Annotated in this window: 13 protein-coding genes, 4 tRNA genes and 1 pseudogene; 15 read left to right on the top strand and 3 right to left on the bottom strand. The window is 60.6% G+C overall.

What is annotated here, in order from left to right; genetic code table 11:
• Positions 1–3 precede the first annotated feature (3 nt).
• The 9 genes from gltX to AC07V9_RS19080 all read left to right on the top strand — a co-directional run bounded on the left by gltX (position 4) and on the right by AC07V9_RS19080 (position 5,031).
• The gene (gene gltX / locus AC07V9_RS19120; RefSeq protein ID WP_495017214.1) at positions 4–1,482 is read left to right on the top strand and encodes a glutamate--tRNA ligase; all 1,479 of its coding nucleotides are present in this window, start codon (positions 4–6) and stop codon (positions 1,480–1,482) included.
• A 236-nt stretch (positions 1,483–1,718) separates the two neighbouring features.
• Positions 1,719–1,794 (top strand) — tRNA-Ala (locus tag AC07V9_RS19115).
• Positions 1,795–1,879: 85 nt separating this feature from the next.
• Positions 1,880–1,955 (top strand) — tRNA-Glu (locus AC07V9_RS19110).
• Between the two features lie 51 nt (positions 1,956–2,006).
• Positions 2,007–2,082 (top strand) — tRNA-Ala (locus AC07V9_RS19105).
• A gap of 52 nt (positions 2,083–2,134) precedes the next feature.
• Positions 2,135–2,210: transfer RNA gene (locus tag AC07V9_RS19100), tRNA-Glu, on the top strand.
• 172 nt (positions 2,211–2,382) lie between these two features.
• Complete coding sequence (locus tag AC07V9_RS19095) at positions 2,383–2,922, top strand: TetR/AcrR family transcriptional regulator (RefSeq protein ID WP_495017213.1); 540 nt, start codon at positions 2,383–2,385, stop codon at positions 2,920–2,922.
• An 83-nt stretch (positions 2,923–3,005) separates the two neighbouring features.
• The gene (locus AC07V9_RS19090; RefSeq protein WP_495017212.1) at positions 3,006–3,446 is read left to right on the top strand and encodes an acyl-CoA thioesterase; all 441 of its coding nucleotides are present in this window, start codon (positions 3,006–3,008) and stop codon (positions 3,444–3,446) included.
• A 65-nt stretch (positions 3,447–3,511) separates the two neighbouring features.
• The gene (locus AC07V9_RS19085; RefSeq protein ID WP_495017211.1) at positions 3,512–4,471 is read left to right on the top strand and encodes a tRNA dihydrouridine synthase; all 960 of its coding nucleotides are present in this window, start codon (positions 3,512–3,514) and stop codon (positions 4,469–4,471) included.
• A 116-nt stretch (positions 4,472–4,587) separates the two neighbouring features.
• On the top strand, positions 4,588–5,031 hold the full coding sequence (locus AC07V9_RS19080) for an Hsp20 family protein (RefSeq protein ID WP_495017210.1): 444 nt from the start codon (positions 4,588–4,590) through the stop codon (positions 5,029–5,031).
• A gap of 97 nt (positions 5,032–5,128) precedes the next feature.
• Here the strand turns inward: AC07V9_RS19080 and AC07V9_RS19075 are convergent, their stop codons facing one another.
• On the bottom strand, positions 5,129–6,010 hold the full coding sequence (locus AC07V9_RS19075) for a LysR family transcriptional regulator (RefSeq protein WP_495017209.1): 882 nt from the start codon (positions 6,008–6,010) through the stop codon (positions 5,129–5,131).
• Positions 6,011–6,323: 313 nt separating this feature from the next.
• Between AC07V9_RS19075 and leuC the strand changes: the two genes are divergently transcribed.
• The 6 genes and pseudogenes from leuC (at position 6,324) to AC07V9_RS19045 (ending at position 12,195) form a co-directional block, all read left to right on the top strand.
• Entirely contained in the window at positions 6,324–7,748 is a 1,425-nt protein-coding gene (leuC, locus tag AC07V9_RS19070) for a 3-isopropylmalate dehydratase large subunit (RefSeq protein WP_495017208.1), read from the top strand.
• 10 nt (positions 7,749–7,758) lie between these two features.
• On the top strand, positions 7,759–8,397 hold the full coding sequence (gene leuD / locus AC07V9_RS19065; RefSeq protein ID WP_495017207.1) for a 3-isopropylmalate dehydratase small subunit: 639 nt from the start codon (positions 7,759–7,761) through the stop codon (positions 8,395–8,397).
• Between the two features lie 138 nt (positions 8,398–8,535).
• Positions 8,536–9,618 (top strand): 3-isopropylmalate dehydrogenase, encoded by a 1,083-nt coding sequence (gene leuB, locus AC07V9_RS19060; RefSeq protein WP_495017206.1) that lies wholly within the window; start codon positions 8,536–8,538, stop codon positions 9,616–9,618.
• 81 nt (positions 9,619–9,699) lie between these two features.
• Positions 9,700–10,812 carry an aspartate-semialdehyde dehydrogenase gene (gene asd / locus AC07V9_RS19055; protein WP_495017205.1) on the top strand — a complete coding sequence of 371 codons (1,113 nt, stop codon included), beginning with the start codon at positions 9,700–9,702 and terminating at the stop codon, positions 10,810–10,812.
• A 111-nt stretch (positions 10,813–10,923) separates the two neighbouring features.
• Positions 10,924–11,097, top strand: a pseudogene (locus AC07V9_RS19050) (proline racemase family protein); the annotation flags it as partial.
• 84 nt (positions 11,098–11,181) lie between these two features.
• Positions 11,182–12,195, top strand: coding sequence for a GlxA family transcriptional regulator (locus AC07V9_RS19045; RefSeq protein WP_495017204.1), 1,014 nt, complete (start codon positions 11,182–11,184; stop codon positions 12,193–12,195).
• A gap of 9 nt (positions 12,196–12,204) precedes the next feature.
• On the opposite strand, the gene AC07V9_RS19040 is transcribed toward AC07V9_RS19045, so the two are convergent.
• The gene (locus AC07V9_RS19040; RefSeq protein WP_495017203.1) at positions 12,205–12,597 is read right to left on the bottom strand and encodes a GFA family protein; all 393 of its coding nucleotides are present in this window, start codon (positions 12,595–12,597) and stop codon (positions 12,205–12,207) included.
• Positions 12,598–12,748: 151 nt separating this feature from the next.
• The gene (locus AC07V9_RS19035) at positions 12,749–13,114 is read right to left on the bottom strand and encodes a glyoxalase superfamily protein (RefSeq protein WP_495017202.1); all 366 of its coding nucleotides are present in this window, start codon (positions 13,112–13,114) and stop codon (positions 12,749–12,751) included.
• Positions 13,115–13,179: the final 65 nt, after the last annotated feature.

The raw sequence follows: 13,179 nt of genomic DNA, 5'->3' as shown, positions 1-13,179 counted from the left end.
TTCATGACCGTTCGTACCCGCATCGCGCCATCGCCGACCGGCGACCCCCACGTTGGCACGGCTTACATCGCACTCTTCAACTATTGCTTTGCCAAACAGCACGGCGGCGAATTCATCCTGCGCATTGAAGACACCGATCAGCTGCGCTCGACCCGCGAGTCCGAACAACAGATCTTCGACGCGCTGCGCTGGCTCGGCATCGAGTGGAGCGAAGGCCCGGACGTCGGTGGTCCTCACGGCCCGTACCGCCAGAGCGAGCGCGGCGACATCTATAAGAAGTACACCCAGCAACTGGTCGACGCCGGTCACGCCTTCCCGTGCTTCTGCACCGCCGAAGAATTGGACCAGATGCGCGCCGAGCAGATGGCCCGTGGCGAAACCCCGCGCTACGACGGCCGTGCGCTGCTGCTGTCCAAGGAAGAAGTCGAGCGTCGCCTGGCCGCTGGCGAACCCCATGTCATCCGCATGAAGGTGCCGAGCGAGGGCGTGTGTGTGGTGCCGGACATCCTGCGTGGCGAAGTCGAAATCCCGTGGGACCGCATGGACATGCAGGTGCTGATGAAGACCGACGGCCTGCCGACCTACTTCCTGGCCAACGTCGTCGACGACCACCTGATGGGCATCACCCACGTGCTGCGCGGCGAAGAATGGCTGCCGTCGGCACCGAAGCTGATCCTGCTCTACGAATACTTCGGCTGGGAGAAGCCGGCGCTGTGCTACATGCCGCTGCTGCGTAACCCGGACAAGAGCAAACTGTCCAAACGCAAGAACCCGACCTCGGTGACTTTCTACGAGCGCATGGGCTTCATGCCCGAAGCAATGCTCAACTACCTGGGCCGCATGGGCTGGTCGATGCCGGACGAGCGTGAGAAGTTCTCGCTGCAGGAAATGGTCGACCATTTCGACCTGAACCGCGTCTCGCTGGGTGGCCCGATTTTCGACATCGAGAAGCTGTCCTGGCTCAACGGCCAGTGGCTGCGCGAGCTGCCGGTCGAGGAATTCGCTGCGCGCGTGCAGAAGTGGGCGTTCAACAGCGATTACATGATGAAGATCGCGCCCCACGTTCAGGGCCGCGTCGAGACCTTCAGCCAGGTCGCGCCGTTGGGCGGGTTCTTCTTCGCGGGCGCCGTGAACCCTGATCCGAAGCTGTTCGAGCACAAGAAACTGTCGCCTGAGCAGGTGCGTCAGGTGATGCAGTTGATCCTGTGGAAGCTCGAATCCCTGCGCCAGTGGGAAAAAGACACTATCACCGGCTGCATCCAGGCGGTGGTCGAGCATTTGCAGCTCAAGCTGCGTGATGCGATGCCGCTGATGTTCGCTGCAATCACCGGGCAAGCCAACTCGGTGTCAGTGACCGATGCCATGGAAATTCTCGGCCCCGATCTGACTCGCTACCGTCTGCGTCAGGCGCTGGACCTGCTGGGCGGCGTGTCGAAGAAAGAAAACAAAGAGTGGGAAAAGCTGCTCGGCGCGATCGGCTGACGGACCGTCAGTCACCGCACGTCTGCAACGCCAGGCCTGTGATGGCCGGTCAACCCCCTGATTTTGCGCGGGCAGAATCAGGGGAGGGCGGTAAGTGATTGTTATCCCGGAAAATTCTTTTGAAATTTGTTTAAAAAAAGTTTGACAGGTATCCGGGTCGCACTTAATATGCGCCCCGTCCACACGGCAACACAGAAACACAGCGGCAACGCAGGTGTGATGTGAAAGTGTAATGTGGGGCTATAGCTCAGCTGGGAGAGCGCCTGCATGGCATGCAGGAGGTCAGCGGTTCGATCCCGCTTAGCTCCACCAATTTAGAGGCTTCAAGGTTGGCTACACTGCCTTGAAGTTTGTACCGTAAATCGGAACCAGCACCGATCAGGTACACAAGGGTTACGTCCCCTTCGTCTAGTGGCCTAGGACACCGCCCTTTCACGGCGGTAACAGGGGTTCGAGTCCCCTAGGGGACGCCAGTTTCACCGAGTGACGCCGCAAGGTTGATCTCCGCCGAGAGGCGTAAATTCGGGGCTATAGCTCAGCTGGGAGAGCGCCTGCATGGCATGCAGGAGGTCAGCGGTTCGATCCCGCTTAGCTCCACCAATTTTGCCAGGGTTCGTCGAGATGTAATGACGAACCTGACTGAAGGTTTTGCGTCCCCTTCGTCTAGTGGCCTAGGACACCGCCCTTTCACGGCGGTAACAGGGGTTCGAGTCCCCTAGGGGACGCCACGATTTCTCGCTCTGCGAGACCAAGGGTCATTCGATTATTGAATGGCCCTTTTGTTTTTCTGGGGTTTTATTTGTCCCGCCCACCTGGTCGCTCTGACCGCCCTGAAGACTTCCGCTCCTTGCCATCCCCGATGATGCAGATAATATTACTGCCATCATCCCGGAGGCGGACATGAACGATAAAAAAGCACAAACCCGCGAACGCATCCTCACCGCAGCCAGCGCTGCGTTGATTGCTCGTGGTCCGGTGGAGCCCAGCGTCAACGAGATCATGGGCGCGGCCGGGCTGACCGTCGGCGGCTTTTACGCGCATTTCGACAGCAAGGAAGCCCTGATGCTGGAGGCGTTCAGTCAATTGCTGGCCGAGCGCCGGGAGATGGTCGCCAAGATCGACGACCAACTGCCAGGCGAAGAACGCCGAGCCTTGCTCGCTGCCTTTTACCTGTCACGCAAGCACCGCGACGCTGAAGAGCACGCCTGCCCGCTGCCGACGGCGATCGGGGAGATGGCCCGGCTGTCGGATGACTTTCGCGGCGCGCTGTCCGAGCACGTCGAGCTGATGATCGCGCAACTGGCCGCGAGCCCCGAAGAAACCGATAAGACCCTGGCCGACATCGCCCTGATGCTCGGCGGTTTGGCGTTGGCCCGTGCATTGGGGCCGAACGAGCTGTCCGACCGCGTGCTGCGCGCTGCCAAGTCGGCCATGCAGTGAGGCGTTCCTGACAGATCGAAACCCACCCGCGACGCTTTTGGTTACACTGCCCCGCGAATGTATTTATGAGGGCAGGAGTGAGCATGGTCTGGGATCTGGCAACGCCGTTCGTCATCGATCTACAGGTGGGCGAGGAGGATATCGATGGATTGGGGCACGCCAACAATGCCGTGTACGTCACCTGGCTTGAGCGCTGTGCGTGGCGTCATTCGCAGCAACTCGGCCTGGACCTGACCGAATACCGGCGCCTGGACCGGGCGATGGCGGTGGTCCGCCACGAAATCGATTACTTGGCCAGCGCTTACCAGGACGACGAGCTGCAACTGGCCACCTGGATCGTCGACTGGGACCAGAAGCTCAAGATGACCCGGCGCTTCCAGCTCAAGCGGCCCGGCGACGGCGTCACCCTGCTGCGGGCACAAACCACTTTTGTCTGCATCGAGCTGTCCTCCGGCAAGCCGAAACGTATGCCCACCGAGTTCATCGAAGGCTACGCGCCGGCGCTGCAGATGGCTGTTTCCTGACACACGGCCCGTTCCCAATCCGGCCGCCACTGCGTAAACTGCCGGACTTTTTTCGAGTGTGACCCATGCAAATTGCTCTGGCGCCCATGGAAGGCCTGGTCGATGACATCCTGCGCGATGTACTGACTCAGGTCGGCGGCATCGACTGGTGCGTGACCGAATTCATCCGGGTGACCGAGCGTCTGCTGCCGGAACACTATTTCCACAAGTTCGCCTCTGAACTGCTCACCGGCGCGAAAACCCGCGCGGGCGTGCCGTTGCGCGTGCAGCTGCTGGGTTCCGATCCGGTGTGCCTGGCGGAAAACGCGGCGTTGGCCGCCGAGCTGGGCGCGCCGGTCATCGACCTCAACTTCGGTTGTCCGGCCAAGACCGTGAACAAATCCCGCGGTGGTGCGGTTCTGCTGAAAGAGCCTGAGCTGTTGCACTCGATCCTCAGCCATGTGCGCCGCGCCGTGCCTGCGCACATCCCGGTCACCGCCAAAATGCGCCTGGGCTACGACAGCACCGAGCCTGCACTCGATTGCGCGCGGGCGCTGGAGGCGGGCGGCGCCGAACACATCGTGGTCCACGCGCGCACCAAGGTCGATGGCTATAAGCCGCCCGCGCACTGGGAGTGGATCGGCAAGATCCAGGATGTGGTGAAAATCCCGATCATCGCCAATGGCGAAATCTGGACCGTTGATGACTGGCGCCGCTGCCGGGAAATCTGTGGCGCGCGGGACATCATGATCGGTCGCGGTCTGGTGGCGCGCCCGGATCTGGGTCGACAGATCGCGGCCGCTGAAGCAGGGCGTGAAGTCGTCGAAATGACCTGGCAGCAATTGCAGCCGTTGTTACAGCACTTCTGGCAGCAGGCCCTGGCCAAGATGACCCGCGTGCAGGCGCCGGGCCGGCTCAAGCAGTGGGTGGTGTTGCTGACCAAGAGTTACCCCGAGGCGACCGTGCTGTTCGATTTGTTGCGCCGCGAAACCGACTGCGAGCGGATCAGCCAGATGCTGGGCGTCACTGAGCCTGCAGCAGCCTGAAAAAAAATTTTCATAGCGACTCTTGAAACAGAAGTGACTGTCCTTATCTAGGGATTACGCGATGCCGAAGTCGGGTCGCGCAGATGAACACTTGCTGATAAATCAGGAGATTTCACATGACTACCGCATTTTCTCTGGCTCCATTGTTTCGTTCTTCCGTAGGCTTCGACCGTTTCAACGACCTGTTCGAATCGGCGGCCCGGAACGAATCGGCCAGCACCTATCCTCCCTACAACGTCGAAAAACACGCTGACGATCAATACCGCATTGTCATCGCAGCGGCGGGTTTTCAGGAAGAAGACCTGGAACTGCAGGTCGAGAAGGGTGTGCTGACCGTCACCGGCAGCAAGCGCGACAACACCGCAGAAGGCGTCACCTTCCTGCACCAGGGCATCGCCCAGCGCGCATTCAAGCTGTCGTTCCGTCTGGCAGATCACATCGAGGTGCAGAATGCTGCACTGGTCAATGGCCTGCTGAACATCGACCTGCTGCGTCTGGTGCCTGAAGAGGCCAAGCCAAAACGCATCCAGATCAACGGTCAGAAAACCCTGGCGCACTGATTCAAACGCCAGCCATGAAAAAGGCGCCCTGCGAGGCGCCTTTTTCGTTTTCTGCACAGTTGTCTGTCCAGCGAACTCAGGTAAGCGGGCAGCTTCGTTAGCTTCCCGGTTCGGCCTGGGCATCGAGCAACGCCATGAAGGCCCGAGCGGCGTTCGACAGCGTGCGTTCCGTGTGAACGATGTAGCCCAGCTGGCGCCGCAGCTGGATGCCTGGAAGCGGAATACGCGTCACTTGCTCGTCCAGCATGGTTCTGGGCAGCACGCTCCAGGCCAGACCGATGGACACCATCATCTTGATCGTCTCCATATAGTTGGTGCTCATGGCGATGTTCGGCTTCAGGCCCTGGGCCTCGCAGAGCCCGCTGACGATGTGGTGGGTGAAGGTGTTGCCGCCGGGAAACACCGCCGGGTAACCCGCGATATCCGCGAGGCTGACGTTCGGCGTGTTGGCCAGCGGGTGTTCGGGGGCTGCGACGAAATCCAGCGGGTCATCCCACACCGGCACGGCCTTGATCAGTAAATGGGGCTCCGGGGCGAGGGTGATCACCGCCAGCTCAGCGCGGCCGTGGAGGATCTCCTCGTAGGCCACCTCAGAGTCGAGAAACTCGATGTCCAGCGCGACATCAGGATACGTGCGGGTGAACGCTCTTAATAAAGAGGGCAGGCGATGCAGGCCGATGTGGTGGCTGGTCGCCAGGCTCAATCGGCCGGTCACCTCGCCGGTCAGGTTGGTTAGCGCCCGGCGTGTGTCGTCGAGCACGTTGAGGATCTGGTAGGCGCGGGGTAACAGGGCGCGGCCGGCTTCTGTCAGGCTGACTTCCCGTCCCAGACGATCGAACAGGCGTACATTGAGCTGTGACTCAAGTCCGGCGATACGCTTGCTGATGGCCGGTTGGGTCAGGTGCAGACGTTCACCCGCGGCCGAGAAGCTGCCTGTCTCGGCGATGGCAATAAAGGCGTTGAGGTTGGCCAGATCCATCTCGAATTCCTATTGGTTATCCAAAGCATAAAAAATATGAATTTGAGTTATTTAAGCATATTCCATAGCATCCCCCACAAGCCAAGGGTCTTTTGCTGTGCGGAAAAGGCACCGGTGACCCGGCAACAAAATACGCTGATACGGATGCCCTGAACCAAGGCGGGCCGCTGCGAAGAACCCTTCAGCACACATCCAGAGAAAGTCTGGGTTTGAGCTGGTTGCGCACGACCCCTAGCATCCGCCCTACAAGCCAAAGGTCATTGCCTGTCAATGGACCCAAGGCATAGAAACACGCTGATGAGGAAAACGTCTGATGGCCGGCAAAACGCTCTATGACAAGCTCTGGGATTCGCATTTGGTCAAACAGCGCGACGATGGTTCGGCGCTGATCTACATCGACCGCCACATCATCCACGAAGTGACTTCGCCGCAAGCGTTCGAAGGCCTGCGTCTGGCGGGCCGCAAGCCATGGCGCATCGACGCCAACATCGCGACCCCGGACCACAACGTGCCGACCACCCCTGAGCGCAAGGGCGGCATCGAAGCCATCGCCGACCAGGTTTCGCGCCTGCAGGTCCAGACGCTGGACGACAACTGCGACGAATACGGCATCACTGAATTCAAGATGAACGACTCCCGTCAGGGCATCGTCCACGTGATCGGCCCGGAGCAGGGCGCCACCTTACCGGGCATGACCGTGGTCTGCGGCGACTCCCATACCTCGACCCACGGCGCGTTCGGCGCACTGGCTCACGGTATCGGCACCTCCGAGGTCGAGCACGTGCTCGCCACTCAGTGTCTGGTCGCCAAAAAAATGAAAAACATGCAGGTGAAGGTCGAAGGCAAGCTGCCGTTCGGCGTCACCGCCAAGGACATTGTCCTGGCCATCATCGGCAAGATCGGCACCGCCGGCGGTAACGGCCATGCCATCGAATTCGCCGGCAGCGCCATCCGCGACCTGTCCGTCGAAGGCCGCATGACCATCTGCAACATGTCCATCGAGGCCGGCGCGCGCGTGGGTCTGGTGGCGACAGACGAAAAGACCATTGCCTACGTCAAGGGGCGTCCATTCGCACCGAATGCCGATCAGTGGGATGCCGCCGTCGAGGCCTGGAAAGACTTGGTGTCCGACGACGACGCGGTGTTTGACACCGTGGTCGAACTGGACGCTGCGCAGATCAAGCCGCAAGTCAGCTGGGGTACTTCCCCGGAAATGGTCCTCGCCGTGGATCAGAATGTTCCGGACCCGGCGCAGGAAGCCGATCTGGTCAAGCGCGGCTCCATCGAGCGCGCACTGAAGTACATGGGCCTGAAGGCCAATCAGGCGATCACCGATATCCAACTCGATCGCGTGTTCATCGGTTCGTGCACCAACTCGCGGATCGAAGATTTGCGCGCTGCGGCTGAGATCGCCAAAGGCCGCAAAGTGGCTTCGACCATCAAGCAGGCCATCGTTGTGCCGGGCTCGGGTCTGGTCAAGGCCCAGGCCGAGAAGGAAGGTCTGGACAAGGTCTTCATCGAGGCCGGTTTCGAATGGCGTGAGCCCGGTTGCTCCATGTGTCTGGCGATGAACCCGGACCGCCTGGAAAGTGGCGAGCATTGCGCGTCCACGTCCAACCGCAACTTCGAAGGCCGTCAGGGTGCCGGTGGTCGTACGCACCTGGTGAGCCCGGCGATGGCAGCGGCGGCGGCGGTCAATGGCCGTTTCGTCGATGTTCGCACCCTGAGCCAGCACTAAGGAGCCCCACATGAAGCCTTTTACTCAACACACTGGTTTGGTCGCTCCGCTGGATCGTGCCAACGTCGACACCGACCAGATCATTCCCAAGCAATTCCTGAAGTCGATCCGCCGCACCGGTTTCGGTCCGAATCTGTTCGACGAATGGCGTTACCTGGATGTGGGTCAGCCGTATCAGGACAATTCCAAGCGTCCGCTGAACCCTGATTTCGTGCTCAACCACGAACGTTATCAGGGCGCCAGCGTATTGCTGGCCCGTGAAAACTTCGGCTGCGGTTCGAGCCGCGAGCACGCGCCGTGGGCGCTGGAAGAATACGGTTTCCGCAGCATCATCGCGCCGAGCTATGCCGACATCTTCTTCAACAACAGCTTCAAGAACGGCCTGTTGCCGATCATTCTGAGCGAAAGCGAAGTCGACGAGTTGTTCAAGGCTGTGGAAGCCAAACCGGGCTACCAGCTGAAAGTGGACCTCCAAGCGCAGACCGTGATCGCCGAAGATGGCAAGGTGTACCGCTTTGAAATCGACGCGTTCCGCAAGCACTGCCTGCTCAACGGCCTGGACGATATCGGCCTGACCCTGGTGGATGGTGATGCGATTGCAACGTTCGAGAGCAAGCATCGTGCTTCGCAGCCGTGGCTCTTCCGGTAAAAGCAGCTACAAGTTTTCAGCCACAAGCGGCAAGTTGGGACGCGGCGCGGCTTCTTCTTGCAGCTTGCCGCTTGAAACTTGCAGCTCCCGAGTCGGCCTCGCTCCAGAGGCCGACCGCCATTTTGAAACGAGGGCGTTATGAGCAAACAGATTCTGATTCTCCCAGGTGACGGTATTGGTCCGGAAATCATGGCCGAAGCGGTCAAGGTACTGGAGCTGGCCAACGAGAAGTATCAGCTGGGTTTCGAACTGAGCCACGACGTCATCGGTGGCGCGGCGATCGACAAGCACGGCGTGCCATTGGCCGACGAAACGCTGGATCGCGCACGTGCTGCCGACGCGGTGCTGCTGGGCGCTGTGGGCGGCCCGAAATGGGACGCCATCGAGCGCGACATCCGTCCTGAGCGCGGCTTGCTGAAAATCCGTTCGCAACTGGGCCTGTTCGCCAACCTGCGTCCGGCCATCCTCTATCCGCAACTGGCCGATGCCTCGAGCCTCAAGCCTGAGATCGTTGCGGGTCTGGACATCCTAATCGTTCGCGAGTTGACCGGCGGTATCTACTTCGGCGCGCCACGGGGCACCCGCGAGCTGGAAAACGGCGAGCGTCAGTCTTACGATACCCTCCCGTACAGCGAGAGCGAGATCCGCCGCATTGCCCGCGTGGGCTTCGACATGGCTCACGTGCGTGGCAAAAAGCTGTGCTCGGTGGACAAGGCCAACGTGTTGGCCTCCAGCCAGCTGTGGCGTGAAGTGGTCGAGCAAGTGGCCAGGGATTACCCGGACGTCGAGCTGAGCCATATGTACGTGGACAACGCCGCGATGCAACTGGTCCGTGCACCCAAACAGTTCGACGTGATGGTCACCGACAACATGTTCGGCGACATCCTCTCCGACGAAGCGTCAATGCTCACCGGCTCCATCGGCATGCTGCCGTCGGCGTCCCTGGATTCGAACAACAAGGGCATGTACGAGCCTTGCCACGGTTCGGCGCCGGACATCGCGGGCAAAGGCGTTGCCAACCCGCTGGCGACCATCCTGTCGGTGTCGATGATGCTGCGTTACAGCTTCAATCAGCACACCGCAGCCGACGCCATCGAGAAGGCCGTCAGCCTGGTTCTGGACCAGGGCCTGCGCACCGGTGACATCTGGTCCGAAGGCAATGCCAAGGTCGGTACGCAAGAAATGGGCGACGCCGTAGTCGCCGCGCTGCGCAATCTGTAATATCTCGGGCCCACTGCTGCAATGTCGAGCCTAGCGGCTCTGCGCAAGAGGGGCCCCACTTTTAATTAAGGTGTAGTTGCGATGAAACGTGTAGGTCTGGTCGGTTGGCGCGGTATGGTTGGTTCCGTGCTCATGCAGCGCATGCTGGAAGAGCAGGATTTCGATCTCATTGAGCCGGTATTTTTCACCACCTCCAACGTCGGCGGACAAGGCCCGTCGGTGGGCAAGGACATTGCGCCGTTGAAAGATGCCTACAGCATCGACGAGCTCAAGACCCTTGACGTGGTACTGACCTGCCAGGGCGGCGACTACACCAACGAGGTGTTCCCCAAGCTGCGCGAAGCGGGCTGGCAGGGCTACTGGATCGATGCGGCCTCGGCCCTGCGTATGCAGGACGACGCGGTCATCGTCCTGGACCCGGTCAACCGCAAGGTCATCGACCAGCAGCTGGACACCGGCACCCGGAACTTCATCGGCGGCAACTGCACCGTCAGCCTGATGCTGATGGGCCTGGGCGGTCTGTTCGAGGCCGGTCTGGTCGAGTGGATGAACGTCATGACGTATCAGGCGGCCTCCGGTGCCGGCGCGCAGAACATGCGTGAACTGATCAAGCAGATGGGCGCGATCAACGCCTCGGTTTCGGACGAACTGGCCAACCCGGCCAGCGCGATCCTGGACATCGACCGCAAAGTGGCCGAGGCCATGCGCAGCGACAGCTTCCCGACCGAGAACTTCGGTGTGCCTTTGGCCGGCAGCCTGATCCCGTGGATTGACAAGGAACTGCCGAACGGTCAGAGCCGTGAAGAGTGGAAAGGCCAGGCAGAGACCAACAAGATCCTGGGTCGCTTCAAGAGCCCGATCCCGGTCGACGGCATCTGCGTGCGCATCGGCGCGATGCGGTGCCACAGCCAGGCGCTGACCATCAAGCTCAACAAGGATGTGCCGATCGCGGATATCGAAGGCATGATCAGCCAGCACAACCCATGGGTGAAGCTGGTGCCGAACAACCGTGAGGCCAGCATCCAGGAACTGAGCCCGACGTCGGTGACCGGCACGTTGAACATTCCGGTGGGGCGTCTGCGCAAGCTGAACATGGGGTCGCAGTATCTGGGTGCGTTTACCGTGGGTGACCAGTTGCTGTGGGGCGCCGCCGAGCCGCTGCGCCGCATGCTGCGGATTTTGCTGGAGCGTTGATACGCGCTTTGTGTTCTGAAAAAACGCCTCTTTGAAGAGGCGTTTTTTTTGTCCATGAACGGCAACAGGTGAAGGTGAACGCCTTACCTGTGGGAGCGAATTCATTCCTACCGGCGCGAGAGTTTGATCGGTACTCTCTACGAGGGCAAAGTCAAGGCCAGTACCAAGGCCGGCGACTTCGACGGCATGAAACCCAGCATCACCGGCTGGGCCCAGGTGACCGGCCACAACACCATTTTCCTCGACGACCGAGACCCGCTCGCCCATGGCTTTCAGCTGGCGTAGGGGGCAGGGCGTTGCAGTGTAAGCAGCTCCGAGCGATGTAGACAAAGGCGTGCGGAGCTGCCTTTTTCAGTACCGAGGCAGACGTTGAGCGAAAGACGAGAGTTCAGTGGGGGCATGAAGGGCAAGAACCTTCGTTACCTGGACGAGAATAAAAACGCCCCCAGTGCTACCACCCGGGCAGGGTTTCTGCTGCTCGAACATTTTTCCCTGCCAGCCTTCACCCAAGTGCTGGACACCATCGTCACCGCCAACCTGTTGCGCCCGAAGCTGTTCACCTCGCGCACCTTCGGCCTGCAGGAGGGTGAGGTCGTCAGCGACCTGGGCCTGGTGATTCGCCCTGATGGCAAGCTTGAGTTGCCTGCACTGAAAAACCTCGACCTGCTGGTTATCTGCGGCGGCTATCGCACCGAGCTCAAAGCCAGCGAGGCGTTGATCGACCTGCTGATCACCGCCTCCGAACTGGGCTTGACCCTGGCCGGATTGTGGAACGGCGCGTGGTTCCTGGGTGCGGCGGGGCTGCTGGAAGGCTACCGCTGCGCGATCCACCCAGAGCATCGCCCGGCCCTGGCGGAGATTTCCAAAGTCACTCACGTCACCAGCGAACCCTTTGTGGTCGATCGTGGGCGACTCACCTCGTCAAGCCCGTCGGGCGCGTTCCACATGGCGCTGGAGTGGATCAAAGCGCTGCACGACAAAGCGCTGGTCGAAGGCATCGAGGACATCCTTTCTTTCGAAGAGTCGCGTTACCGACGCATCAAGCCCAGCCGCCACATCACCGTCAGCGCGCCCCTAAAAGAAGTCGTCAAGCTCATGGACGCCAACCTCGAAGAACCGCTGGAAATGGAGCAACTGGCCGTCTATGCCGGTCGCTCGCGACGGCAGATCGAGCGCTTGTTCAAGGAGCAACTGGGCACCACGCCGCAGCGTTATTACCTGGAACTGCGTATCACCGAAGCGCGGCGCCTGCTGCAGCACACCGAACTGTCCCAAGTCGAAGTGCTGGTGGCCTGCGGATTCGTCTCGCCCAGCCATTTCAGCAAGTGCTACAGCTCGTACTTTGGCTACCGGCCTTCGAAGGAAAAACGCCTGGTCAAGTGAGCGCCACGGCTAGTCTTCGGAACGCTGCGAGCGCTCACGGTCGTGGGCGTAATGGCGAACCAGAGGGAAGGCTGGCAGCCACGACTCACGGCGCACGGTCCACAGCTCGTAGGTGGGCTTGAATTGATCGGGAGCGTCCAGTGCGCCGAGATGCACCTCGATTTCGTCTTCGCTGCGGCCAAATACTGATGAGCCGCAGCGAGGGCAGAAATGCCGCCCCGCGTAGCTGTGGGTTTCGCCTTCGATGGTCACTGCATCCTGAGGAAAAATCGCCGACGCGCCGAACAATGCGCCGTGGTGTTTGCGGCAGTCCAGGCAGTGGCAGAGGCCGACGCGGTAGGGCTGGCCAGTGGTCGTGATGCGCACGTCGCCGCAGAGGCAGCTGGCGGTGGAGTGTTTCATGGAGGGGCTCCTTGAACCGGATCGTTGAAGTAGTGACAACGAACGATCCGATTCCTTTCGCCGATCTTGCTTGCGCCCGAAGCCGCATGGGCAACTCTGATCCCGTTTCTGCCCTCCGGCCAGAATCATAAGCGAGAGTCAGGCGCAGAAATCAATCCGGCGAAAGCTCACAAAAGCGGATGCGATTGCCGAACGGATCGGCGATTTCCATTACTTTGCCCCAGCCCTGTTCTTCAATGCCCGGATGCGCATGTGTGTAGCGCTTGGCGTTGAGCTCTTCACACAGCGTTTCGATGCCGATCACCGGCACGAATACCGTCGAGCCGGGGCTGGCGTCGCCGTGGTGGCCGGTGAGGTGGATCAGCAGGTCGCCTCGGCGAGCTTGGGCGTACAGTGGCAAATCGTCGGCGAAGCGGTGTTCCCATTCGATGCTGAAGCCCAGGAACTCCACGTAGAACGCCTTGGCGTGTTCTTCCGAAAAGATGCGCAGCAACGGGATGGCAGGGGATATCTGCATGATTCAACACTCCTTGATGATCAGGGCCGGGAGTCTACTCGAATGAGAGGGTGTGACGCAGGCGA

Source organism: Pseudomonas sp. GW821-FHT02A11, from assembly GCF_059421985.1.
Note: the sequence above shows the minus strand (reverse complement) of the source record. Positions and strands in the feature narration are given on the sequence as shown.